Genomic DNA, 23,051 nt, shown 5'->3' on the forward strand with positions numbered 1-23,051 from the left:
CAAATAGCACGTAGCAGACCGACGGACGCTTGGAGAACCCCCTTCACCTGAATTTATGGTGTTCGGCCTCGCCCGGCGTGCGGGGCAATCGCATCCAAATACTCGCGAGATTTCGTCCTGCCGGGCTTGACGCAATGGAGGCTTTAGTGCCTCAAATCCGGCTTCTCTGCCTAACGACGCAGCAGCCCGCCGAGCGCGCCTCGCACCAGGGTGCGGCCGATCGAGCCACCGAGCTGGCCGGCGACCGACTTGCCGAGATTGGCCGCCATCCCTCCGATCACCTGGTTGGTGACCGATCGCGTCACGTCGCGCGCAATGACCTGGCCCGCCGACAGGCGGCCGCGCTTGACGTTGGTGCCGAAGATGGTGCCGACCATCGAGCCGATCTGGCCGAGGATGCCGCCGCCACCTCCGTCGGCCGCACCGGCATCGGCAGTCGCAGCCGTGCCGGTAATCCGCTTCTGGATCATCTCGTAGGCGGATTCGGCATCGACAGCGGTGTCGTATTTGCCCTTCACCGGGCTCGCATCCATGATCGCCTTGCGCTCTTCCGGCGTGATCGATCCGATGCGGGCCGATGGCGGCCGAATCATGACACGCTCGACCATCGTCGGCGTGCCGTTGCCTTCGAGGAAGGACACCAGCGCCTCGCCCTTGCCGAGCTCCATGATCACCTTGGCGGTGTCGAGCTTCGGGTTGGGCCGGAAGGTCTGGGCCGCTGCGGCGACCGCCTTCTGGTCGCGCGGGGTGAAGGCACGCAGCGCATGCTGGACACGGTTGCCCAATTGCCCGAGCACGCGGTCGGGCACGTCGACGGGGTTTTGCGTCACGAAATAGACGCCGACGCCCTTGGATCGGATCAAACGCACGACCTGCTCGATCTTGTCCATCAACGCCTTCGGCGCGTCGTTGAACAACAGATGGGCCTCGTCGAAGAAGAACACCAGCTTCGGCTTCGGCAGATCGCCGGCCTCGGGCAGCTCCTCGAACAATTCTGACAGCATCCACAGCAGGAATGTCGCGTAAAGCCGTGGACTCTGCAGCAGCTTGTCGGCAACAAGGATGTTGACCATGCCGCGGCCGTCGCGGTCGGTCTTCATGAAGTCCTTCAGCGTCAGCGCCGGCTCGCCGAAGAATTTGGTGCCGCCCTGGTTCTCCAGCACCAGAAGCTGGCGCTGGATGGTGCCGACGGTGGCCTTGGTGACGTTGCCAAAACCCTGGGCCTCCTTCTTGATGTCGGCAAGCGGGCTTTCCTCGGCGTCCGCCCCCTTCTTGCCGGCATCCGGCACGATGGCATCGAGCAGCGCGCGCAGATCCTTCATGTCGATGAGGGTCAGCCCGTTGTCGTCGGCGACGCGGAAGGCGACGTTGAGCACGCCTTCCTGCACGTCGTTCAGGTCGAGCATGCGCGCAAGCAGAAGCGGCCCCATCTCCGTGACGGTCGCCCGCACCGGATGGCCCTGTTCGCCGAACACGTCCCAGAACACCGTCGAGAACTGGTCGGGCTGGAACGTCAGCCCCATCTCGGTGGCACGCTTGACAATGAAATCCTTGGCCTCGCCGACCTCGGAGATGCCGGAGAGGTCGCCCTTGATGTCGGATGCGAAGACCGGAACGCCGGCGCGCGCAAATCCTTCCGCCATGACTTGCAGCGATACCGTCTTACCGGTCCCGGTTGCACCCGTGACGAGGCCGTGGCGATTGGCAAGCGCCAGCGTCAGCCATGCCTGCTCGTCTCCCTTGCCGACGAAGATCTTGTCGTCGGTGTCGCCGAGCTTGCTGTCCTGTGCGGTCATGCTTCTCTCTGATCTCTCTGCCGTGTTTCGCCTATTGAAACTCGAATGCGCCTGCTCCGTAGTTTAACGCATGTCGCGTGCGGATTAAAACCGTTCAACGCGCCCCGAGCATGCGACATTGTCGGAAACATACTGCCGACATCAGCCGAAAGTAGGAATGACGCGTTCGCACCGCGGCAATTTTTCGCTGAATCCATCTCCGCTCTTGCATCGCTGCAACACTTTTCGCGCCTTCGAGAGTGAATCGGAACCTTGCGTACGTTCATCGCTTGTATTTCACATCGCTCCGGATCAAGATCATTTCGGAAGCAATACTCGGGCATGCAAACCGGCTGAGGGGCGGGCCTTATGGACGAGCTGATCGGGCGGCTGGCGTCGAACGCCAGCATAGATGGTGCTGTGGCTGAAAAGACCGTCGGCATTATCCTGGGCTTCCTCCGCAGCGAAGGTCCTTCCGAGAACGTCGAAGCGCTGATCGATCAGATTCCCGGTGCAGAAGCGGCGATAGAAGCGTCCAGGAGCGGCGGCGGACTGTCGCGGCTGATGGGCGGCGGCCTGATGGCCGTCGGCACGCGCCTGATGGGCCTGGGACTTGGCATGTCCGAGATTCAGAACGTTGCCCGTGAACTTTTCCGCTACGGCCGAGACAAAATCGGAGCGGATCAGATGGGCAAGATCATCGCGGGGACGCCGGGCCTCAGCCAGTTCGCCTGAGCGACGCTTTTCATATCGAGTATCATGACATATCCGATCTCCGAGATTGAGGGCCTGCCAGCCTTTGCCGCCAACAAATTGAAGGCGCAAGGAATCCGCACGACCGACGCGCTGCTCGAGGCGGCCTCGACCGTGAAGGGTCGCAAGGCGCTCGCCGCCAAGACCGGCATCAGCGAGCAGCAGTTGCTGGAATGGGCCAACGTCTCCGACTACATGCGCATTCCCGGGATGGGCCGGGCCAAGGTCGGCCTCGTCCGCGCCGCCGGCGTCACCACCGTGCGCGAGCTCGCCTATCGGAATCCGGCACGGCTGGCCCAGAGCATGCGGGAAGCCAACGTGAAGAAGAAGCTCGTCCGCATCCTGCCCTCGGAAAAATCGGTCGGCGACATCATCGCCAAGGCGAAGAAGCTGCCGCCGAAGATTACGTATTAGGGCATCTCCCTCGGCATACGACCTGCCGCGTTAGCTCTCGGTGTCGTACCCCGCGTAGGCGGGGTATCCAGTACGCTGCGGCTCCTCCGTATCACCGCACGGTCTCGGAATACTGGATTGCCCGCTTTCGCGGGCAATGACAGTGGAGGCGATCGATGCTCCGCGAACACATCGACATTCGCCACCTCCCACCTTGAATCCCCCCTCCCCGACCGCTAAAGCGGGCCGCATGAATGCCTCGCCCTCCCCATCCGTCCCGCCGGCCGGCTCGGCCGGGCCCGACGTGCTGCGGACGCTGCTGGAGCGGCCGATTCCGGCAGTGATGGGCGTGCTCAACGTCACCCCGGATTCCTTCTCCGACGGCGGCGAGTTCATCGCGCCCGAGCTGGCGCTTGCGCGGGCGCGGGCGATGATCGAGGCCGGCGTCGACATCATCGACATCGGCGCCGAGTCCACCCGGCCCTACACGGGCGCCCGGCCGGTGACGGCGGCGGACGAACTGGCCCGGCTGAAGCCGGTGCTGTCAGGCGTGGTGGCGCTCGGCGTGCCCGTATCGATCGACAGCATGAAGGCTGAAGTCGTGGCCTTTGCGCTCGACCAGGGCGCTGCGATCGCCAACGACGTCTGGGGCCTGCAGCGCGACACCGGCATGGCACAGCTCATCGCCGCGCGCGGCGTCCCCGTCATCGTCATGCACAACCGCGAGACCGTCGATTCCGCCATCGACATCGTCGCGGACATGAAGGCGTTCTTCCTGCGCTCGCTCGATATCGCCGCCAAGGCCGGCATCGCGCGCGACAAGATCGTGCTCGATCCCGGCATCGGCTTCGGCAAGACAGCCGAGCAGAGCATGACCGCGCTGGCGCGGCTGCGCGAATTCGACATGTTCGGCCTGCCGATCCTCGTTGGTGCCTCGCGAAAACGCTTCATCGCTTCGGTGTCGCCCTCGGAGCCGAAAGAACGGCTCGCCGGCTCGATCGCCGCGCATCTGATCGCCGCACAGCGCGGCGCCAAGATCATCCGGACCCATGACATCGCCGAGACCTTGCAGGCCCTGCGGGTCGCGAACGCAATCGAGAGCAAGCAATGACCGATACGATCTTCGTCACCGGCCTGTCGATCCACGCCCGCCACGGCGTGATGGATCACGAGACCGAAGTCGGCCAGCGCTTCGTCATCGATCTCGAGCTCTATACCGATTTGTCGGAGCCGTCGCGCAGCGACCGGCTCGCCGACACCGTGTCCTACGCCGAAGTCGTGGCGACCACGACGGCGGCGTTCAAGAATACAAATTACAAGCTGCTGGAGCGGGCGGCCGGCGCGGTCGCCGATGCCATCCTGTCGCACTTCCCGCGCATCCGCGCCGTGAAGATCACCGTGCACAAGCCGCATGCGCCGATCGCCGCAATCTTCGACGACGTCGGCATCATGCTGACGCGCTCGCGGCATCCTTGAGATGGCGAGCGTGCTGATCGCACTCGGCGGCAATGTCGGCGATGTCCGCGCGACGTTCCGGAAGGCGATCTCGCACATCTGCGGCATGGCGCAAGCTGCGGTGATCGCGCGCTCCTCGGACTATGCGACGCCGCCCTGGGGCGACGAGGACCAGGATCCCTTCATCAATGCCTGCGTCGAGATCGAGACCAGCCTCGATCCGCATGCGCTTCTGTTCGTGATGCAGAAGGTCGAGCAGAAATTCGGCCGCACACGGAACAAGGAGCGGCAATGGGGCCCGCGCACGCTCGATCTCGACATGATCGCTTATGACGATGTCAGCTTGCAGAAGCCCGACCTGACCTTGCCGCATCCACGCCTGTTCGAGCGCGCCTTCGTGCTGGTGCCGCTGGCTGAAATCGCGCCCGACCGCGTGATCTCAGGCATACGTGTGCGTGACGGGCTTGCCAGCGTCTCGACGCAAGGCATTGAGCGGCTTCCGGATACCGGTTAACCAAAAACAACCGTTTGCAGCGACGGCCGGCCGTGGCAATTTCGCCTGCGAACAACAAGATTTTTGGGAGCCCTTGGCCGTATGACCTCCGTGACTGACGACCTGCCGCTCGCGGCCGATTTTCCCAAGGCCACGGTCGACGACTGGCGCAGGCTGGTCGACGGCGTGCTGAAGGGCGCGCCGTTCGAGAAGCTGGTCGGCAAGACTTATGACGGCCTCAAGATCGACCCGCTCTACCCGCGCGCCAGGGGCGTTGCGCCCGTGGTCGGGCGGGCTGCGGCGGCGCCGTGGCAGATCATGCAGCGGATCGACCATCCCGATGCGGCGCTCGCGAATGCGCAGGCGCTGACCGATCTCGAAAATGGCGCGACGGGTCTCGCGCTGGTGTTCGCCGGCGGCAGTGGCGCTCACGGGTTCGGGCTGGAACCTTCGGCCGATGCGGTCGCCACGCTCTTCAAGGATATTCATCTCGATGCCGGCATCGGCATCGAGCTCCAGATCGGTCCGCAATCGCGGATGGCGGCGATCCATGTCGCGGAATATGTGAAGAGCAACGGCCTCGATCCCGCCGCCTGCAACATCCGCTTCGGGCTCGATCCGCTTGCGGCCGGCGCGGTGTGGGGGCACAGCCCCTACACATGGGACGAGATCGTTCCGGCCGTCACCGGCGCCATCAAGGGGCTCGCCGCGCTCGGCTTCAAGGGACCGTTCGCGTCCGCCGACGGGCGCGTGATCCACGATGCCGGCGGCTCCGAGGTGCAGGAGCTCGCGTTCGTGCTCGCCTGCGGCGTAGCCTATCTGCGCGCGATCGAGGGCGCCGGCGTTCCGCTGGAGCAGGCGCAGGACATGATCTATGCGCGGCTCTCTGCGGATGCCGACCAGTTTTTGACAATGGCAAAATTCCGCGCGCTGCGGCTGCTGTGGGCGCGCATCGCGACGGCGTGCGGGCTGACGCCGAAGCCGCTGTTCATTGCCGCCGATACGGCCTGGCGCATGCTGACGCAGCGCGACCCCTACGTGAACATGCTGCGCGCGACCATCGCGACATTCGCGGCCGGGCTCGCCGGCGCCAATGCGATCACCGTGCTGCCGCATACGCTGGCGCTCGGGCTACCCGATCCGTTCGCGCGGCGCGTGGCGCGCAACACGCAAGCCCTGCTGCTGGAAGAAAGCAACCTCGCCAAGGTCAGCGATCCCGCCGCCGGCGCGGGCGGCATCGAGACATTGACGGCGCAGCTTTGCGAGGCGGCTTGGGCGCTGTTCCAGGAGAGCGAGAAAGCCGGCGGCGCCTTCGCCGCGCTTCAGCAAAGCGTGTTTCAGAGCGAGGTCGCGGCCGCGCGAAAGGCGCGCGACGCCAACATCGCAAAGCGCCGCGACGTGCTGACAGGCGCCAGCGAGTTTCCCAACCTGCATGAGCGCGAGACGGCGGTGCTGACGGCGACGCCGGTCAAGCTCGCTCCCTACGGCGAGCAGAAATACAAGTTCGATGCGCTGCCGCCGATCCGGCTGGCGGAACCGTTCGAGGCGTTGCGCGACAAATCCGATGCGGCGCTGAAGGCGCGCGGTGCGCGGCCAAAGGTGTTTCTGGCCAATCTCGGCACGCCCGCCGATTTCACGGCGCGGGCGACCTTTGCCAAGAGCTTGTTCGAGGCTGGCGGCATCCAGGCCGTCGACAGCGAGGGCTTTGCCGATCCGGCCAAATTGGCCGCCGCATTCAAGGCCTCCGGCGCCGAGCTTGCCTGTCTTTGTTCCAGCGACAAGGTCTATCCGGAACACGCCGACGCCGCGGCGAAGGCCCTGCAAACGGCCGGCGCGCGACATATCTATGTGGCAGGCCGTCCGACTGATGCCGAGGCGGCACTCCGTGCGGCCGGCGTCACGGGTTTTGTCTTCGCCGGAGGCGATGCGCTTGCGACACTGCAAGACGCCTACCGACGGATGGAGCAGGCATGAGCGAAGCGGGCAAACCAGTTTTCACCGGCGGCTGCCAATGCGGCGCGGTGCGCTTTGCGATTTCGGCAACCCCCAACAGGGTTTCGATCTGCCATTGCCGAATGTGCCAGAAGGCGAGCGGCGCTCCGTTCGCGTCCTTCGCCGACATCAACCGGACGGATTTCGCCTGGAGCAAGGGGCAACCGGCGTTCTTCCGCTCCTCCTCGATCGCCGATCGCGGCTATTGCGCCGCCTGCGGCACGCCGCTGAGCTTTGGCCGCATCGACGGCGACCGGATCGAGATCATGACCGGCGCCTTCGACCGGCCCGACCAGCTGGTGCCGACCCGGCAGTACGGAACTGAATCCCGCCTCGGCTGGGTGGTCGGAATCTCCAATTTGCCGAGCCAGACCACGCAACAGAATTACGGGCCGGAGAAGATGGCGACCATCGTCAGCCACCAGCATCCGGATCATGATTGAGCGTCTAATGATATGGTTGAAACCATGAGCCGCATTCCTGATTTCGCCGACGTCGCCTTCGAGCGCATCGCTACCGCCGCGCCGACCGGCAATGCTGAGCCGTGGCTGACGCCCGAGGGCATTCTGGTGAAGCCCGCCTATGGCGAGGCCGATCTTGCCGGGCTCGATTTCCTCGAGACCTATCCGGGCATCGCGCCGTACCTCCGCGGCCCCTACCCGACCATGTATGTCAACCAGCCCTGGACCGTCAGGCAATATGCCGGCTTCTCCACGGCGGAGGATTCCAACGCGTTCTACCGCCGCAACCTCGCGGCCGGACAGAAGGGCCTCTCGGTCGCCTTCGACCTCGCCACCCATCGCGGCTACGACTCTGATCATCCGCGCGTCGGCGGCGACGTCGGCATGGCCGGTGTTGCCATCGATTCCATCTACGACATGCGCACGCTGTTCGCAGGCATTCCGCTCGACCAGATGAGCGTGTCCATGACCATGAACGGCGCGGTGCTGCCGATCCTCGCGCTATATGTGGCCGCCGCCGGCGAACAGGGCGTGCCGCCGGAAAAGCTCTCGGGCACCATTCAGAACGACATTCTGAAAGAGTTCATGGTGCGCAACACCTATATCTATCCGCCCGCGCCCTCGATGCGGATCATCTCCGACATCTTCGCCTATACCTCCACGAAGATGCCGAAATACAATTCGATCTCGATCTCCGGCTATCACATGCAGGAGGCCGGCGCGACGCAGGATCTCGAGCTCGCCTATACGCTGGCCGACGGCGTCGAATATCTGCGTGCAGGACTTGCCGCCGGCCTGGATGTCGACCGCTTTGCGCCGCGCCTGTCGTTCTTCTGGGCGATCGGCATGAACTTCTTCATGGAAGTCGCCAAGATGCGCGCCGCCCGCCTGCTCTGGGCGAAGCTGCTGAAGCCCTTGAACCCGAAAGACCCGCGCTCGCTGTCGCTGCGCACGCATTGCCAGACTTCGGGCTGGTCCTTGACCGCACAGGACGTGTTCAACAATGTGATGCGCACGACGGTGGAGGCGATGGCGGCCACCCAGGGCCACACCCAGTCGCTGCACACCAACGCGCTCGACGAGGCCTTAGCGCTGCCGACCGACTTCTCGGCGCGCATCGCCCGCAACACCCAGCTCTTCCTGCAGCAGGAGAGCGGCACCACCCGCATCATCGATCCCTGGGGCGGCTCGTATTATGTCGAGCGGCTGACGCGCGATCTCGCGGCGAAGGCGTGGGGCCACATCCAGGAGGTCGAGGAGCTTGGCGGCATGGCCAAGGCCATCGAGGCCGGCGTGCCCAAGCTGCGCATCGAGGAGGCCTCGGCCAAGACGCAAGCCCGGATCGACGCCGGCAAGCAGGCGGTGATCGGCGTCAACAAGTACAAGCCGACGGATGAGGCTCCCATCGACATCCTCAAGGTCGACAACACCAATGTCCGCCGCCTCCAGATCGACAAGCTGACGCGGCTCAAATCCGAGCGCAACCAGACCGACGTCGATGCGGCGCTTGCCGCGCTGACGCGCTCCGCCGGCGAAGGCAACGGCAATCTGCTCGCGCTCGCGATCGACGCGGCACGGGCGAAAGCCACCGTCGGCGAAATCTCGGACGCGATGGAAAAGGTGTTCGGCCGGCACCGCGCCGAGATCAAGTCCATCACCGGCGTCTACAAGCGGGAGGCGTCCAGCATGGGTAACCAGGTCGAGAAGGTTCAGGCGCTGATCGACGCCTTCGAGGAGGCGGAAGGCCGCCGGCCGCGCATCCTGGTCGCCAAGATCGGCCAGGACGGCCACGACCGCGGCCAGAAGGTGATTGCCTCGGCCTTCGCCGACATCGGCTTCGACGTCGACATCGGGCCGCTGTTTGCAACGGCGGATGAAGCTGCGCGGCAGGCGGTCGAGAACGACGTCCACATCCTCGGCGTCTCCTCGCTCGCCGCCGCCCATCTCACCGCAGTGCCTGAACTCAAGGCCGCGCTGAAGAAACAGGGCCGCGACGACATCATGATCATCATCGGCGGCGTGGTGCCGCCGCAGGATTACGACGCGCTCTATGCGGCCGGCGCCGAAGCCATCTTCCCGCCGGGCACGGTGATCGCGGAAGCCGCCGAGGAGCTGATCCGCAAGCTGAATGCCCGGCTCGGGCATAGCGAGGCGGCGGAGTAGATGGTACGCTGGCCGCATCACCGGCCGGAGTGTCTCCATGACACGTGATGAGGTCATCGCTGCGATACGCAGGAACGCTGATGCCATCAAAGCCAAGGGCGTCTCGAAGCTCGCCATCCTCGGCACGCGGGACGGCGACGATTATCACCCGCACAGCGACATCGATGTCCTGGTCGAGGTCGAACCGGAGGCCTCTTTCTCGCTGCTCAACCTGATCGACGTCGAGCAGATCATCGAGGACGCGACCGGCTTGCAGGCGCAGGCGACTGTCCGGCGCTCCGCCTCCCCCCACTCTGCGCAGCAGATCGCAGACGACATCCTCGAAATATTCTGACGCTCACGTAAGGAGCACTCCCCTTGAAGTTCATAATCGGTTTGAGCGTCGCCATGGCGCTTAGCGCAACGTGCGTGATCTCCGCCTTCGCGGCGGACCCCAAGCCCGACGCCGTCGTCAAGACCAAGAGCATCGACGCCCGCGTCTTCCTCGACGACAAGATCAAGGCGGATGCATCGCTCGCAGCGGATTGCCTTACAGAAGGCAGGAATTGGCTCGACAAGAACGCGGCCGAGGCCGCCGCCTCGCGCAAGGAAGATCCGCAGTTCTTCAAGGACGGCGGCTGGGATTTCGAGCGCAAATATGCGATCCGCTCCGTTGTTGCAGATCGCTATGTCAGCGTCCTGCGCAACGACTACATGGACACCCATGGCGCGCATCCCAACTCGGACGTGAACACGATCCTGTGGGACAAGAGCGAGCATAAGCGCATCTCGATCCGCCCGTTCTTCACCGAGACCGTCGACAACGGGGCGACAATGAAGGCGATGGTGAAGGCCGTGATCGCTTCGCTGAGAGCCGAGAAGAAGAAGCGCGACACCAGCGAGACCGCGACCGACGAGTGGTTCAAGAGCGTCGAGCCGAGCCTGCTCAAGATCGGCGCGGTGACGCTCGCGCCGTCAACCGAAGCGGGCAAGAGTTCCGGGCTCACCTTCCACTATCCGCCTTACGCGGTCGGCCCCTACGCCGAGGGCGAATATGTCGCATTCGTGCCGTGGGAAACGCTGAAGACCTATCTCACGGCGGAAGGCATGCGCATCTTCGGCGGCGCGCGGCCGAAGAGCGACGCGGAGGAGCCGCAGTGATGATGTTTTGAGCAGCGACACGTTGCTCACAGCGCCGTGGTAGCGCTACCTTGCAGCGGCGCCGCAAAGCCGACTAGAATGCCTTCATTGACAAGAGCGCCCGGTGTCACGGGCGCCGCTGGGAGGCATTGATGTCCAAGATTTCGCGCCGCACTTTTGCGGCCTCTTCCGCCGCGATTGCCGCATCCGCCGCATTCGGTCTCACACCCGCACGCGCACAGGCGTATCCGGCGCGGCCGGTCACCGTGATCGTGCCCTGGGGCGCCGGTGGCGGCACCGACGCGACTGCGCGCATTGTCGCAGCCCTGCTGGAAAAAGATCTCGGCCAGCCCTTCAACGTCGTCAACCGCACCGGCGGTTCAGGCGTGGTCGGCCATAGCGCGATCGCGACCGCGCAGCCGGACGGCTACACGATCGGCATGCTCACCGTCGAAATCTCGATGATGCACTGGCAGGGCCTCACCGAGCTGACGCCGAAGAGCTACACGCCGCTGGCACTGATGAACGAGGACCCGCCGGGCATCCAGGTCTCCTCCTCCTCGCCCTACAAGACCGTCAAGGAGCTCGCCGAAGCCATCAAGGCGGCGCCCCCCGGCAAGTTCAAGGCGTCGGGCACCGGCCAGGGCGGCATCTGGCATCTCGCGCTGGTCGGCTGGATGCAGGCGATGGGTCTGCCCGCCAACCAGGTCGCCTGGGTGCCGTCGAACGGCGCTGCGCCCGCGATGCAGGATCTTGCCGCCGGCGGCCTCGACCTCACGACGTGCTCGGTGCCGGAGGCGCGCGCCATCATCGAGGCGGGCAAGGCAAGGAGCCTTGCCATCATGGCACCGGCGCGCAACCCGATCTTCAAGGACGTGCCGACGCTGAAGGAGGCGATGGGCATCGACTACGCAACCGGCGCCTGGCGCGGCATCGGCGCGCCGAAGAACCTGCCGCCGGAAATCGCAACGAAGCTCACCGCGGCGCTGAAGAAGGTCTACGACTCCGCCGAGTTCAAGGACTTCATGAGCAACCGCGGCTTCGGCACGGTGTGGGGCGATGCCGGTCAGTTCGCAAGCTTCATGGACAAGGGCGACGCCCAGATGGGCGAGGCGATGAAGGCCGCCGGCCTGAGCAAGGCGTGATCCGCACCTGCGATGCTCCGATCGCCTCTCCCCGCTTGCGGGGAGAGGCCGGAATTCGCGCAAAGCGCGGATTCCGGGTGAGGGGGACTCTCCACAAATCCAATTCTCACCTTCCCCGCGGAGAGCCCCCCTCACCCCAACCCTCTCCCCGCGCGCGGGGAGAGGGAGAATACCTCGCATAGGATTCTCACATGCGTCTTCCCGACTCCGTCACGGGATCGTTTCTCGTCGTGCTCGGCGCGGCGGCTGCCTATGGCGGCTGGATCCTGCCGCCGGTGCCGGGGCAGCCGGTCGGCCCCAACGTATTTCCGCTCGTGATCGGCATCGGGCTCGCGCTGTGCGGGCTCGCGATCGTGTTCGGCATCGGCCATTCCTTCGAGGAGGAGGAAGAGCTGGTCCCGCTCGAGGACGGCCAGGTGGCGGCTGCGCCGCCGCCGCAGGGCAAGCTCTATGGCCTGCGCGCCCTGCTGCCGCCGGCGCTGCTGCTGTTCTACGTCGCCGCCGCCGACCGGCTCGGCTTCATCATCACCGCGGCGATCATGGTCTACGTCACCTCGACCGCGCTCGGGGCGAAGTGGAAGCTGGCGCTGCCGCTCGCGGCGCTGTCGCCGTTCGGCATCCACCTCATCTTCGGCAAGCTGCTGCGCGTGCCGCTCCCCGCCGGCCTGCTGCCGACGCCCTGGTGATCCCATGCTCAAGACCCTGATTGAAGCGTTCGCGCTGATCTCCACCTGGGAGGTCATCATCGCGATGTTCGCAGCCTCCGTGTACGGCCTCGTCATCGGCTCACTGCCGGGCCTGTCGGCGACGATGGCGACCGCCCTGCTCGTCCCCGTCACCTTCTACCTCTCGCCGATCGCAGCGATCGCAACCATTGTCGCGGCTTCCTCGATGGCGATCTTCTCGGGCGACATCCCCGGCGCGCTGCTGCGCATTCCCGGCACCCCCGCCTCGGCCGCCTATGCCGACGAGGCCTACGCCATGACGCGCAAGGGCCAGGCCGAGCTGGCGCTGGGGGCCGGCGTCTGGTTCTCCGCCGTCGGCGGCATCGCCGGCGTGCTGTCGCTGATGATCCTGGCGCCGCCGCTGGCCGAGATCGCGCTGTCGTTCTCGACCTTCGAATATTTCTGGCTGGCGCTGCTCGGCCTGATGTGCGCCACCTTGGTCGCGCGCTCCTCGCCGGTGAAGGCGATCGCGGGCATGTTCCTCGGCCTGCTGGTGTCCTGCATCGGCATCGAGAATCCCGGCGGCGTGCCGCGCTTCACCTTCGGCATCACCGATTTGTTCGGCGGCATCGAGCCGATCCCGGCGCTGGTCGGCGTGTTCGCGGTGGCGCAGGTGATGCGCGCGATGCTGACGCCCGAGCCGCCGCCGCTGCCGCGGCGAAAATTCGGAAGCATCATGGCCGGCCAGTGGAAGCTGACCAAGAAATATCACTGGCAGATGACGCGCGGAAACATCATCGGCATCATCATCGGCGTGCTGCCCGGCGCCGGCGCCGACATGGCCGCCTGGGTCTCCTACGCGATGTCGAAACGCTTCTCGAAGGAGCCGGAGAAATTCGGCACCGGCCACGTCGAGGGCCTGGTCGAGGCCGGCGCCAGCAACAACGCCAGCATCGCCTCGGGCTGGGTGCCCTCGCTGCTGTTCGGCATCCCCGGCGACACCATCGCGGCGATCGCGATCGGTGTGCTCTACATGAAGGGCCTCAATCCCGGCCCGACGCTGTTCACCGAGAAGGCGTCGAGCATGTACGCGATCTATCTGATGTTCATCATCGCGAACATCCTGATGATCCCGCTCGGCATCGCCATGATCCGGATCGCCGCCTATATCCTGCTGGCACCGCGCTCCGCCATCATGCCGATCATCATGCTGTGCTGCGCGGTCGGCTCGTTCGCGATCGGCAACAACATGTTCGGCGTCGTCACCGTCGCCGCCTTCGGCGTGATCGGCTACGTGATGGAGGCCAATGGCTATCCGGTGGCCGCGATGGTGCTCGGCATCGTCATGGGCACCATGGTCGAGCAGGCTTTTGTCACGTCGCTGATCAAGTCGGACGGCAGCATCCTGCCGTTCTTCGAGCGGCCGGTCGCAGCCATCCTCGCCGCCATGGCGATCGGCGCGCTGCTCTGGCCGGTGATGGTGTGGGTCTGGCGCAAGGTGAAGCCGGTGCAGACAGCGGCAGCAACGACTCGGTGATATCGGGCGAGCGGCCCTCGCCTGCCCCGCCGGGGCGTTGTAAAGCAGGGCATGACTGAGAAGAAGGCCTCGCTGGACATCAAAACCCTCGCCCGCGACTTGCGCTCCGGCAGTCGCGCAGCCCTCGCCCGCGCGATCACGCTGGTGGAAAGCCGGCGCGGCGACCACCAGGCGCTGTCGCGTGAGCTGGTGCAGATGCTGCTGCCAGACACCGGCAAGGCGGTTCGCGTCGGCATCACCGGCTCGCCCGGCGTCGGCAAGTCCACCACCATCGACGTGCTCGGGACGTACCTGATCGAACAGGGCAACAAGGTCGCGGTCCTTGCGGTCGATCCGTCCTCGGCGCGCAGCGGCGGCTCGATCCTTGGCGACAAGACGCGGATGGCGCGGCTGTCAGCCTCCGACGACGCCTTCATCCGTCCCTCACCATCGTCAGGCACGCTCGGCGGCGTCGCCGCCAAGACGCGCGAGGCCATGCTGTTGTGCGAGGCCGCCGGCTTCGACGTGGTGCTGGTCGAGACCGTCGGCATCGGCCAGTCCGAGACCGCAGTCTGCGACATGACCGACTTCTTCCTCGCGCTGATGCTGCCGGGCGGCGGCGACGAGCTGCAAGGCATCAAGAAGGGCCTGGTCGAGCTCGCCGACATGATCGCGATCAACAAGGCCGACGGCGACAATCTCAAGCGCGCCAACATCACCGCCGCCGACTATCGCGGCGCGCTGCATATTTTGGCGCCGCGATCCGAGCATTGGCACCCGCCGGTCGAGACCTATTCGGCGCTGACCGGCGACGGGATCGCAAAACTCTGGCAGAAGGTTCTGGATCACCGCAAGGCGATGAACGCGTCCGGCGATTTCGCTGCACGGCGGCGCGAGCAGCAGGTGAAGTGGATGTGGTCGATGCTGGAGCAGCGCATGCTGGCGCGGCTGCGCAGCGAGGCGTCGGTGCGGACCAAGGTCAGGAAGATCGAGGCTGAGGTGGCCGAAGGCCATCTCACGCCGGCACTCGCCGCCGAGCAGATTTTGGAGTTGCTGCAATGAGCGAAAAGCTCCGCATTCTCCTCACCGGCTTCGGACCGTTTCCCGGCGCGCCCTATAACCCGACCCAGCCACTGGTGGCGCGGCTGGCGCAATTGCGCCGTCCGGCGCTCGACGATGTCGCGCTCGCGAGCCACATCTTCCCGGTCACCTATGCCGCGGTCGACCGGCAATTGCCTGATGTGCTCGCGAAGGAACAGCCCGACGCGCTGCTGATGTTCGGCCTCGCCGCGCGTACGCCTTACCTGCGCATCGAGACCCGCGCGCGCAATGCCGTCACCATGCTCTGGCCCGATGCCGCCAACACCCGTTCCAGCAAGCGCGGCATCGCCGGCCATGCGGACGCGATGACGTTCGGTCCGCACACGGCAAGGCTGCTGCGCGCCGCGCGCCTCACCGGCATCGACGCGCGCGCCTCGCGCGATGCCGGCGCCTATCTCTGCAATTATCTCAGCTGGCGCGCGATCGAGAACGTGAGGGCGGGCGGACCGCAGCTAGCGGCGTTCATCCACATTCCCCTGCTCGCGCGCAGCGGCGCGGTGCGGCGCAAGGGCGCAGCCCGGATTACGCTGGAGGAGCTCGTGGACGCGGGGGAAGCGATGCTGATGGAGCTGGTGGGGCTGGCAAGAAAGGCGCGGAACACGCCGGCTTCGTAGGGTGGGCAAAGGCGCGCGAGCGCCGTGCCCACCATGCATCCACACCGGTTGTAACAATGGTGGGCACGCTACGCTTTGCCCACCCTACGGCACCTTGCTCTGGGTAAACATTTAACCCTACCGCAAACAATCCTCACCGCCCCAGCCACCCTGCGCTACCTAGTCGGTCGCGGACCTCCCGCGTCCGCCGAAGGATGCGTCATGGACCTCAACCGCCGTCATCTCATCGGAGCTTCGACCGCAGGCATCGCGGGTGCACTCGCCATGCCGGCCGACGCCGCGCGTGCGGCGCCGCTGACATCCCTGCTCGGCCGCGATGCCACGCAATTCGGCGTGCGGCCCGGCAGCAGCGAGGACCAGACCCGCGTGCTCCAGCGCGCCATCGACGAAGCTGCGCGGGCACAGGCGCCGCTGGCACTGCCACCCGGCATCTATCGCAGCGGATTGCTGCGGTTGCCGAATGGCGCCCAGCTGATCGGCGTGCGCGGCGCGACCAAGCTCGTCTTCACCGGCGGCGCTTCCGCGATCCAGAGCGACGGCTCGGACTCGATCGGCCTGACCGGCCTCACCTTCGACGGCGGCGGCATTCCGCTGCCGACGCGGCGCGGACTGATCCATGTCCTCGGCGGGCGTGACGTCCGCATCACCGATTGCGAGATCACCGGCTCCGGCGGCAGCGGCATCTGGCTCGAGCAGGTGTCCGGCGACATCTCCGGCAACATCTTCACCAACATCGCGGTGACGGCGGTGGTTTCGTTCGACGCGAGAGGCCTCAGCGTCTCGCGCAACACCATCATCGGCACTAACGACAACGGCATCGAGATCCTGCGCACTGCAATCGGCGACGACGGCACGCTGGTCACTGATAACCGCATCGAGGACATCAAGGCCGGTCCCGGCGGCTCGGGCCAGTACGGCAACGCCATCAACGCGTTTCGCGCCGGCAACGTGATCGTGCGCGGCAATCGCATCAGGAACTGCGATTACTCGGCGGTGCGCGGCAATTCGGCGTCGAACATCCACATATCAGGTAACAGCGTCAGCGACGTGCGCGAGGTCGCGCTCTATTCGGAGTTTTCGTTCGAGGCCGCGATTATCGCCAACAACACGGTCGATGGTGCCGCCGTCGGCGTCTCGGTCTGCAATTTCAACGAAGGCGGCCGCATCGCGGTGGTCCAGGGCAACATCATCCGCAATCTGATCCCGAAGCGGCCGATCGGCACCGCCCCCGACGACGATGCCGGTGTCGGCATCTACATCGAGGCTGACAGCTCCGTGACCGGCAATGTGATCGAGAACGCGCCGTCCTATGGCATCGTCGCCGGCTGGGGCAAATATCTGCGCGACGTCGCGATCACGGGCAATGTGATCCGCAAGGCGCTGGCCGGCGTCGGCGTCTCCGTGGTGTCCGGCGCAGGCACCGCGCTCGTCAACAACAACATGATCTCGGAAACCCCGCGCGGCGCCGTGGTTGGGCTCGATCACGCCCGTGCGGTGACGTCGGATCTGTCGGCCGACGGCGCGCAGCGCTTTGCACAGCTGGTGGTCGGCGGCAATGCGGTGCGGCGGTAGCTGCCGCCCTCATCTCGGCGCCCAAACGCTAGAACGCGTTCCTCAGCAGCGGGTACTTCGCTTGCAGGCCGTCGAGGCTGAAGGTGAATTCGACGACGCGCTCGGGAGCGGCGACGATTTCGGCGGCAGGCGGGGCGAACTGCGGCAGGAGCGTTGCCATTGCAGCCGGCACGGCGGACGGCGCCTTCACGGCAGGTGCGGTGAACGCCGCCTTCACGGCAGGCGTGGTGAACGCCGCCATTGCGGCAGGCGCGGCGACCGGCGACCTCACGGCGGGTGCGGTGAGCGGCGCCCGCGCAGCGGGAGCCTTGAGCGGAGCGACAGCGGCGGGCGCAGTGAACAATGCCACCGCAGCAGGCGGCGCTCGCGGCGCGAGCGGGGCTTCGGTGATTTCGGCAAGAACCTCCGGCTTGGGTGCGAGCCTGACCGGGACGGTGGTCTCCGCGGCGATGTGGACGGCCTTCGGCTGCATGGTCTGCGCCTGTTGGTCGCGCGGAAACACGCGGGGCATGGTCGCCGGCGACCAGCCGAATACGGGCGAGACACTCGCGGCCGCCGCGGCCACGTCAGCACCGGTCGCGAGAGCGCGCCAGGTCTGGACGGCGCGCTTGGCTTCCTGGATGTTTTCGAGGAATGCGATCTCGGAGTGATAGCGGCGCCAGCGTCCGGTCTCGAACATTTCGGAGAGATGTTCCAGCCGCTGCTCGGCGAGAGCGCACCAGCGTGCCGCAATGTCGCGGCCACGCGCCACGTCGCGAACAGCCTCTTGGCGATGTGTCATAAACCAGCCCGTTGGGAGAAAAATACGGACGCGACGCAACGCACACGAATCAATTTAGACGCGACATGAATATTTTGTGGAAAAGTTTTGACTTGTCCAGCAACGACACGCCGGTCGCCGTCAATCACCGTAGTCGTGCGGAGAATTGCTGTGTTTTCGAGTCAAGCTTCGCACAAGCATAACCGGACTGCGGGGCGACTCGCGGACGCCGACAAGGGGCGCCGCCACGTTCGTTCAACCGGAAGCTGATCGCGCCGAGCGGTTCAAGAAATCAGACGCCTGAAAAGAAAAGACCCGTCCGGGGGGACAACCGGACGGGTCGAGCCATATGGGCGCTTGGGGTGGATGGGCGCTCGCGCCTGATATGACTTATGGGGAGGGATGACCGCTCCCACATAATTTGGTCGTGGCAGCCGGCTGAACGTTCAATGCGGCGTTCGATTTCTTGGCCCTCGCACCGCGCGCAAAGTTGTCGCAGCCGCTATCGCGTCGCCGGCCTATCCGCCTGAGAAATCGTGGATTTATCGCCTGCGCTCGACAGCGAGGGTTGTTCGATCGCGCGGATGCCAGGCTCGTCGCGACGCTTCTCGGCATCTTCACGTTTTGTTGTACCAGACGCAGCCGCAACAGGCGTCGCGCTGTCGGCGGGAACGGCCATCACCGCGGCAAACGCGTCGGCCTCACCGTCGCCGAACAGATCATCACGGCCGGGTGAACCGAGGTCGCGCGCGGTCTTCGCCAGCGTCATGCGCAGCGCCTCCGGCTTGAGCGTGTAATTGCGCTCGAGCAGCAGCGCGGCGACGCCGGAGACATAGGCCGCCGAGAACGAGGTCCCCGAGGTCATCTGGTACTTGCCGTCGGGCGCAGGCAGGAAGATGTCGACGTCGGGCGCGGCCAGCGCGATATAATTGCCGCGGTTGGACGCCGAGAACAGCTTGTCCTGCTGGTCGGTCGCGCTGACCGCGATCACGTTGGGATTGGCGGCCGGATAGAGCGGCGGCGATTTCGCGCCGGCATTGCCGGCGGCCGCGATCAGCACCAGCCCGCGGGCAGCGGCCGCCGCGATGGCGCGCTCGATCACGGCGTCCTTCGGACCGGCAAAGCTCATATTGACGATCTGCGCGCCGTGCTCGGCGGCGTAATTCAGCGAGCGCAGGACGATGTAGGACGAGCTCTGGGCTCCACCCGTCGAGCCGCCAAAGGCGCGGATGGCGATGATGCGCGCTTCGGGCGCGCTGCCCATCAGCTTGGCATGCGCCACGATGGCACCGGCAATGCCGGTGCCATGGACATGCGGGCCCTCGGCGCTGCCGAGCGCATCAAAGTTGTCGGCGATAGAATGGGCGAGCTCGGGATGTTGGGCATCGATGCCGGAGTCGATCACGGCAACCGTCACGTTGGCGCCGTGCGCCAGCGTATGCGCCTGCGGCAGGCGAAGCCTGGCCAGCGCATATTGCGCGGGATCGCCCTCGGTCGGCACCGACGATTTCTGATCCTGGAGCACGTAGCGGAAGTTCGGCTGGACCGAGCGCACGCTGCCGTCGGCGGCGAACTCCCGCCGCACCGTCTCGGAAGGCCTGCCGTCCGTGATGCGGAACAGGCCGAACGTCGCCCCGATCAGCGGGAAATTCTCGGATGAGACACGCGTCAAGCCGTGGCGACGCGCAAGCTCGTCGGCTTCGGTCGCCGACAGCGCGCCGTCGATCTCGGCCACGAACTCATTGGCGAAAGTGCGCAAGTCGACGGCGGCCAGCGTGCTGTTGCCCCGCCCCTTCCCGGCGCTCTTCTTGCCCGATTTGCCTGTGCCATCGCCGCCTGCGCCCGGCTGCGCCAGGCATTCGCCATCGGCGTCGCGATAGGGGGCGGTGCAGGCGGGGTACAGGTTCGGCGAATAGCGCGCATAGGGCAGCACCGGTCTCATCCGCGCCGTGGTGGTGGTACGCGGGATAGCAGGGATAGAACGCGGGCCGGGGCCGACGCCGACAGCCCGCGCGCCAACACCGGGGCTGACGCGCGCGGCGATGCTGGGAGAGATGGTCGGGGTGCGCGTGGGGACGCTGATCGTCGGCGTGCGCATGATCGCCTGCGCCTGCGCAACCTCGACGCCGAGACCGGCGAGCAGGAGTGCAGCTCCGACCGATGAAGCGTAGGCCCCGGCTCGCGACTTACTCTCGGACTTGCGCGTCATCGGTGCAGCGGCGCCTTACGGCGCCGCGACGGCGAGGTTGACGAACTTCTCGCGCGACATCCTGCCGAGCAGCGAGGCGAGCTCGTCCCGGCCCATCGCCTTGTCGAACTGGAGACGGAACATGCCGCCCTTGGCATCGCCGATGATCGAAGCCTGGTAGCTGTCGAGCAGCGCGGTGATGTCGGCGACGCGCGCCTCGGGCGTGAAGCGCACCAGCGCGCGCGCAGGTGGAGCTCCAAGCTCACGCGTGATCGGCGCGCCGACCGACAGCGAAGCGGTCTCGAAGGTCGCGGGCTGGGTCTTCATCAGCACGGCGCCAATGATGCCGGCCTGGAGCAGCAGCGCGATGGCACCCAGGCTCGCCGACCAGGCCAGCGTACGCGGCGACAGGCTCGAGAAGAAGGTCGCGATGCGCGCCGAGAGCGGCAGCGAACCGACCGGCCGCGCCGGCTCGGCGTCGATCGCGGCGAACAGCTTCTGCATCGCCCGCGCCGACGGAGCCCCTAAGCTCTCGTTCAGATGGATGGTCTCTTCGTACTCGCCGCGGATCGCGGCATATTGCTTTGCGAGCGCCGGATCACGCGCCAGCGCTTCCTCGACGCGGCGAGCGTCACGCGCGTTCAGCGTGCCGGCGGCGTGCCAGGGCAGCAGCAGTTCAATTTCACTGGGCTCTTGCTCCAGCATCTTTTTGCTCAATGCCATCATGGCCAGCCTCGCTCAACGCCGGCTGCCTTCAGCAGTTCGGCCAGTTTCTTGCGCGCATAGAACAAGCGCGTCTTAACAGTGTTCTCTGGAATACCGACGATTTCGGCCACTTCTTCCACGGATTTCTCGTGGTAGTAGACGAGATCGACGATTTCCCGGTGGTCCGGCGAGAGGCCCGTCAGACACTCCCGCAACGCTTCACTGGTATCCTTTTTCTGCACCGCGATTTCCGGATCGTCAGACGAATCCTCGATCGCGTTGGCAGCTTCGTCGTCCAACCCAACGTCCTTCCTGCGCCGGAGCGCAGACAGGGCCTTGAATCGGGTGATTGCCAGCAGCCAGGTGGAAACGGCGGATCGACCCTCGAACTTGCCGGCTTGACGCCAGACGTCGAGAAACACCTCGCTGATGAGGTCTTCCGCCGCCTGCTCGTCCCGCACGAGCCTTAGCCCGAACCTGTAGACCCTGACATGGTGCCGCCCGTACAGCACCTGCATGGCGAGCCGGTCACCTTGAGCGATCCTGGCGATGAGGACCTCGTCCGAAGCCGCCTGTGTCACGCTCAATGCCCGTCTCGCAAAGTTGGTCGGGTCGGCGCGGCGGACGGTTCGACGGGCGGGGCGAAATTCTTCAGCCTACCGCAGTCACACGGGGGTCTGTGTGATCTACCCCACATACGCGAATTTTCCTTTTGCCACCCGCGGCGGTTGGCCGGCTCGCTCGATAACGGTAACATAGTAATGAAGCATTCCCTGCGCAATGCCGTCCGGCGCGGACGGCCCGAGATGATGGAACCATAGCAGCCCTGCACGACGTATGTCTCACCAAGCCCTGCTTTGGCTCGACCCCGTCGCCAACGATGCCTAATCGCCGGCAAATTTCCCCGCCGGCCGCTGTCACCCTGTCGCGCGCTGCACCGTTTGGATTCGATTTCGAAGGATACCAAACCTAAAGGCTTGCCGCGTAGATTTTTGGGCTGGACATCCACCCTTGGCGGGACAATGGGCACGGCCGCGACGACCTTACCGGAGAGGAATGCCGCTGAGGTCGCGGATCTCGTTCTCATGCCCGACGCGGCTGCGCCCGAGGTGCGAGCGCGCCGGGTCCGGCAACGCCGGCAGATGTATGTCGGCCAGGTCGCAAGCTACTCGCTCGGCGCCTTCGTGCTGCTGATCTATGCCCATGACGGCGTCGTCCCGATGAACGTTCCGTCGCTGTTCTGGGTCGGCGGCCTGATGATCATCGGCATCTTCGTCGTGATGTCGGAAGCCGGCGTCGGCGACAGGCACAGCGACCATTATCTCACCGTCTTCCAGATCTCGGCGCACATGGCGCTGCAGTTCATCTTCCTGGTGTCGGTGCCGACCCTCGGCATCGCCTTCATCAGCGTGCTGTTCCTGATCTTCGCCTTCGGCACGCTGCGCATGACCTCGGCGCAGGCGATGTTCACCTGGGCGATCGCGACGACCTGCCTCGCGGCCGTCTTCCTCGCCTCCGACCTGCCGATCGGCATGCCAGTCGCCACGAAGCTCCAGCGGGCCGCCTCGATGCTGTGCTTCGTCCTGGTGATCGGCCAGTGCGCCTTCCTCGGCCTGTTCGGCGCCACACTGCGAAAGGTCCTGTACCGGCGCAGCATCGAGCTGAAGGCCGCCTATCAGCGCATCGAGGAGCTCGCCGAGCTCGACGAGCTCACCGGCTCCTACAACCGCCGCTGCATCATGCGGCTGCTCGATGCAGAGGTCGAAAAGTCGCAGCAGGCGTCCGCACCTTGCGCCATCGCGCTGATCGACCTCGACTGGTTCAAGCGCATCAACGACGCCCACGGCCACCCCGTCGGCGACGAGGTGCTGCGCACCTTCGCCATCACCATTTTTGCAAATATCCGCCCGGCCGACTTTTTCGGCCGCTATGGCGGCGAGGAATTTCTGCTGCTGCTGCCGGGCACCGACGGCGGCGCGGCGGGGCGCATGCTCGAGCGGCTGCGCGGCATCGTCGCCGATCTCGACTGGAGCGCATTTTCCCCCGGCATGCGGGTGACGATTTCCGCGGGCGTCGTGACGCTGCGCGACAACGATACTGCCGACACGTTTCTCGCACGCGCCGACAGCGCGCTTTATTCCGCCAAGGCGCAAGGGCGCAACCGTATTGCAACGAGCTGAC

At 65.7% G+C, this 23,051-nt stretch carries 22 protein-coding genes; 17 read left to right on the forward strand and 5 right to left on the reverse strand.

Going from position 1 to position 23,051, the window contains the following annotated elements; genetic code table 11:
• Positions 1–170: 170 nt before the first annotated feature.
• Complete coding sequence (locus AC1DW2_RS08250; RefSeq protein WP_477005683.1) at positions 171–1,796, reverse strand: helicase HerA-like domain-containing protein; 1,626 nt, start codon at positions 1,794–1,796, stop codon at positions 171–173.
• Between the two features lie 348 nt (positions 1,797–2,144).
• On the opposite strand from AC1DW2_RS08250, the gene AC1DW2_RS08255 reads away from it, so the two are divergent.
• From AC1DW2_RS08255 to AC1DW2_RS08330, 16 genes are all read left to right on the forward strand, one after another.
• Positions 2,145–2,510, forward strand: a complete 366-nt coding sequence (locus AC1DW2_RS08255) for a hypothetical protein (RefSeq protein ID WP_063984593.1) — start codon at positions 2,145–2,147, stop codon at positions 2,508–2,510.
• Positions 2,511–2,534: 24 nt separating this feature from the next.
• Complete coding sequence (locus AC1DW2_RS08260; protein WP_071915663.1) at positions 2,535–2,942, forward strand: DUF4332 domain-containing protein; 408 nt, start codon at positions 2,535–2,537, stop codon at positions 2,940–2,942.
• Between the two features lie 229 nt (positions 2,943–3,171).
• Positions 3,172–4,032 (forward strand): dihydropteroate synthase, encoded by an 861-nt coding sequence (folP, locus tag AC1DW2_RS08265; protein WP_477005684.1) that lies wholly within the window; start codon positions 3,172–3,174, stop codon positions 4,030–4,032.
• Positions 4,029–4,397 (forward strand): dihydroneopterin aldolase, encoded by a 369-nt coding sequence (gene folB / locus AC1DW2_RS08270; protein WP_008553485.1) that lies wholly within the window; start codon positions 4,029–4,031, stop codon positions 4,395–4,397. Before folP ends, folB begins: the two co-directional genes overlap by 4 nt.
• A gap of 1 nt (position 4,398) precedes the next feature.
• A complete protein-coding gene (gene folK, locus AC1DW2_RS08275; protein WP_477005685.1) occupies positions 4,399–4,890 on the forward strand; it encodes a 2-amino-4-hydroxy-6-hydroxymethyldihydropteridine diphosphokinase in 492 nt (163 codons plus the stop codon).
• 81 nt (positions 4,891–4,971) lie between these two features.
• A complete protein-coding gene (locus tag AC1DW2_RS08280; RefSeq protein WP_477005686.1) occupies positions 4,972–6,843 on the forward strand; it encodes a methylmalonyl-CoA mutase family protein in 1,872 nt (623 codons plus the stop codon).
• A complete protein-coding gene (locus AC1DW2_RS08285; protein WP_063984598.1) occupies positions 6,840–7,304 on the forward strand; it encodes a GFA family protein in 465 nt (154 codons plus the stop codon). The genes AC1DW2_RS08280 and AC1DW2_RS08285 overlap by 4 nt, the downstream gene beginning before the upstream one ends.
• Positions 7,305–7,328: 24 nt before the next feature.
• A complete protein-coding gene (gene scpA / locus AC1DW2_RS08290; RefSeq protein WP_477005687.1) occupies positions 7,329–9,485 on the forward strand; it encodes a methylmalonyl-CoA mutase in 2,157 nt (718 codons plus the stop codon).
• A gap of 37 nt (positions 9,486–9,522) precedes the next feature.
• Positions 9,523–9,819 carry a nucleotidyltransferase family protein gene (locus AC1DW2_RS08295; protein ID WP_354174748.1) on the forward strand — a complete coding sequence of 99 codons (297 nt, stop codon included), beginning with the start codon at positions 9,523–9,525 and terminating at the stop codon, positions 9,817–9,819.
• A gap of 53 nt (positions 9,820–9,872) precedes the next feature.
• Positions 9,873–10,625 carry an RsiV family protein gene (locus AC1DW2_RS08300; protein ID WP_477005757.1) on the forward strand — a complete coding sequence of 251 codons (753 nt, stop codon included), beginning with the start codon at positions 9,873–9,875 and terminating at the stop codon, positions 10,623–10,625.
• Between the two features lie 131 nt (positions 10,626–10,756).
• Positions 10,757–11,749: a tripartite tricarboxylate transporter substrate binding protein gene (locus AC1DW2_RS08305; RefSeq protein ID WP_028146998.1), complete on the forward strand. Its 993-nt coding sequence runs from the start codon at positions 10,757–10,759 to the stop codon at positions 11,747–11,749.
• Between the two features lie 191 nt (positions 11,750–11,940).
• Positions 11,941–12,435, forward strand: a complete 495-nt coding sequence (locus tag AC1DW2_RS08310) for a tripartite tricarboxylate transporter TctB family protein (RefSeq protein ID WP_041955719.1) — start codon at positions 11,941–11,943, stop codon at positions 12,433–12,435.
• Between the two features lie 4 nt (positions 12,436–12,439).
• A complete protein-coding gene (locus AC1DW2_RS08315) occupies positions 12,440–13,951 on the forward strand; it encodes a tripartite tricarboxylate transporter permease (protein WP_477005688.1) in 1,512 nt (503 codons plus the stop codon).
• 51 nt (positions 13,952–14,002) lie between these two features.
• Positions 14,003–14,992 (forward strand): methylmalonyl Co-A mutase-associated GTPase MeaB, encoded by a 990-nt coding sequence (gene meaB / locus AC1DW2_RS08320; RefSeq protein WP_477005689.1) that lies wholly within the window; start codon positions 14,003–14,005, stop codon positions 14,990–14,992.
• Positions 14,989–15,645, forward strand: coding sequence for a pyroglutamyl-peptidase I (locus AC1DW2_RS08325; protein WP_477005690.1), 657 nt, complete (start codon positions 14,989–14,991; stop codon positions 15,643–15,645). Before meaB ends, AC1DW2_RS08325 begins: the two co-directional genes overlap by 4 nt.
• A gap of 201 nt (positions 15,646–15,846) precedes the next feature.
• Positions 15,847–17,217, forward strand: a complete 1,371-nt coding sequence (locus tag AC1DW2_RS08330; protein WP_477005691.1) for a TIGR03808 family TAT-translocated repetitive protein — start codon at positions 15,847–15,849, stop codon at positions 17,215–17,217.
• 28 nt (positions 17,218–17,245) lie between these two features.
• Here AC1DW2_RS08330 and AC1DW2_RS08335 read toward each other — a convergent pair whose 3' ends face one another.
• The 4 genes from AC1DW2_RS08335 to AC1DW2_RS08350 form a co-directional block, all read right to left on the reverse strand.
• On the reverse strand, positions 17,246–17,968 hold the full coding sequence (locus AC1DW2_RS08335; protein WP_477005758.1) for a TIGR03809 family protein: 723 nt from the start codon (positions 17,966–17,968) through the stop codon (positions 17,246–17,248).
• A 511-nt stretch (positions 17,969–18,479) separates the two neighbouring features.
• Positions 18,480–20,186, reverse strand: a complete 1,707-nt coding sequence (locus tag AC1DW2_RS08340) for a S8 family serine peptidase (protein WP_477005692.1) — start codon at positions 20,184–20,186, stop codon at positions 18,480–18,482.
• Positions 20,187–20,201: 15 nt separating this feature from the next.
• A complete protein-coding gene (locus tag AC1DW2_RS08345) occupies positions 20,202–20,891 on the reverse strand; it encodes a hypothetical protein (protein ID WP_063984606.1) in 690 nt (229 codons plus the stop codon).
• Complete coding sequence (locus tag AC1DW2_RS08350) at positions 20,888–21,457, reverse strand: sigma-70 family RNA polymerase sigma factor (RefSeq protein WP_008140099.1); 570 nt, start codon at positions 21,455–21,457, stop codon at positions 20,888–20,890. Before AC1DW2_RS08350 ends, AC1DW2_RS08345 begins: the two co-directional genes overlap by 4 nt.
• A gap of 435 nt (positions 21,458–21,892) precedes the next feature.
• Between AC1DW2_RS08350 and AC1DW2_RS08355 the strand changes: the two genes are divergently transcribed.
• Entirely contained in the window at positions 21,893–23,050 is a 1,158-nt protein-coding gene (locus AC1DW2_RS08355; protein ID WP_477005693.1) for a GGDEF domain-containing protein, read from the forward strand.
• Position 23,051 lies beyond the last annotated feature (1 nt).

Source organism: Bradyrhizobium sp. P3_C3 (assembly GCF_056402655.1).

What these genes read in the sequence shown, in the direction of transcription:
- AC1DW2_RS08250 (WP_477005683.1), bottom strand. Translation starts at nt 1,796, where the DNA reads ATGACCGCACAGGACAGCAAGCTCGGCGACACCGACGACAAGATCTTC.
- AC1DW2_RS08255 (WP_063984593.1), top strand. Translation starts at nt 2,145, where the DNA reads ATGGACGAGCTGATCGGGCGGCTGGCGTCGAACGCCAGCATAGATGGT.
- AC1DW2_RS08260 (WP_071915663.1), top strand. Translation starts at nt 2,535, where the DNA reads ATGACATATCCGATCTCCGAGATTGAGGGCCTGCCAGCCTTTGCCGCC.
- folP (WP_477005684.1), top strand. Translation starts at nt 3,172, where the DNA reads ATGAATGCCTCGCCCTCCCCATCCGTCCCGCCGGCCGGCTCGGCCGGG.
- folB (WP_008553485.1), top strand. Translation starts at nt 4,029, where the DNA reads ATGACCGATACGATCTTCGTCACCGGCCTGTCGATCCACGCCCGCCAC.
- folK (WP_477005685.1), top strand. Translation starts at nt 4,399, where the DNA reads ATGGCGAGCGTGCTGATCGCACTCGGCGGCAATGTCGGCGATGTCCGC.
- AC1DW2_RS08280 (WP_477005686.1), top strand. Translation starts at nt 4,972, where the DNA reads ATGACCTCCGTGACTGACGACCTGCCGCTCGCGGCCGATTTTCCCAAG.
- AC1DW2_RS08285 (WP_063984598.1), top strand. Translation starts at nt 6,840, where the DNA reads ATGAGCGAAGCGGGCAAACCAGTTTTCACCGGCGGCTGCCAATGCGGC.
- scpA (WP_477005687.1), top strand. Translation starts at nt 7,329, where the DNA reads ATGAGCCGCATTCCTGATTTCGCCGACGTCGCCTTCGAGCGCATCGCT.
- AC1DW2_RS08295 (WP_354174748.1), top strand. Translation starts at nt 9,523, where the DNA reads ATGACACGTGATGAGGTCATCGCTGCGATACGCAGGAACGCTGATGCC.
- AC1DW2_RS08300 (WP_477005757.1), top strand. Translation starts at nt 9,873, where the DNA reads ATGGCGCTTAGCGCAACGTGCGTGATCTCCGCCTTCGCGGCGGACCCC.
- AC1DW2_RS08305 (WP_028146998.1), top strand. Translation starts at nt 10,757, where the DNA reads ATGTCCAAGATTTCGCGCCGCACTTTTGCGGCCTCTTCCGCCGCGATT.
- AC1DW2_RS08310 (WP_041955719.1), top strand. Translation starts at nt 11,941, where the DNA reads ATGCGTCTTCCCGACTCCGTCACGGGATCGTTTCTCGTCGTGCTCGGC.
- AC1DW2_RS08315 (WP_477005688.1), top strand. Translation starts at nt 12,440, where the DNA reads ATGCTCAAGACCCTGATTGAAGCGTTCGCGCTGATCTCCACCTGGGAG.
- meaB (WP_477005689.1), top strand. Translation starts at nt 14,003, where the DNA reads ATGACTGAGAAGAAGGCCTCGCTGGACATCAAAACCCTCGCCCGCGAC.
- AC1DW2_RS08325 (WP_477005690.1), top strand. Translation starts at nt 14,989, where the DNA reads ATGAGCGAAAAGCTCCGCATTCTCCTCACCGGCTTCGGACCGTTTCCC.
- AC1DW2_RS08330 (WP_477005691.1), top strand. Translation starts at nt 15,847, where the DNA reads ATGGACCTCAACCGCCGTCATCTCATCGGAGCTTCGACCGCAGGCATC.
- AC1DW2_RS08340 (WP_477005692.1), bottom strand. Translation starts at nt 20,186, where the DNA reads ATGACGCGCAAGTCCGAGAGTAAGTCGCGAGCCGGGGCCTACGCTTCA.
- AC1DW2_RS08345 (WP_063984606.1), bottom strand. Translation starts at nt 20,891, where the DNA reads ATGATGGCATTGAGCAAAAAGATGCTGGAGCAAGAGCCCAGTGAAATT.
- AC1DW2_RS08355 (WP_477005693.1), top strand. Translation starts at nt 21,893, where the DNA reads ATGGGCACGGCCGCGACGACCTTACCGGAGAGGAATGCCGCTGAGGTC.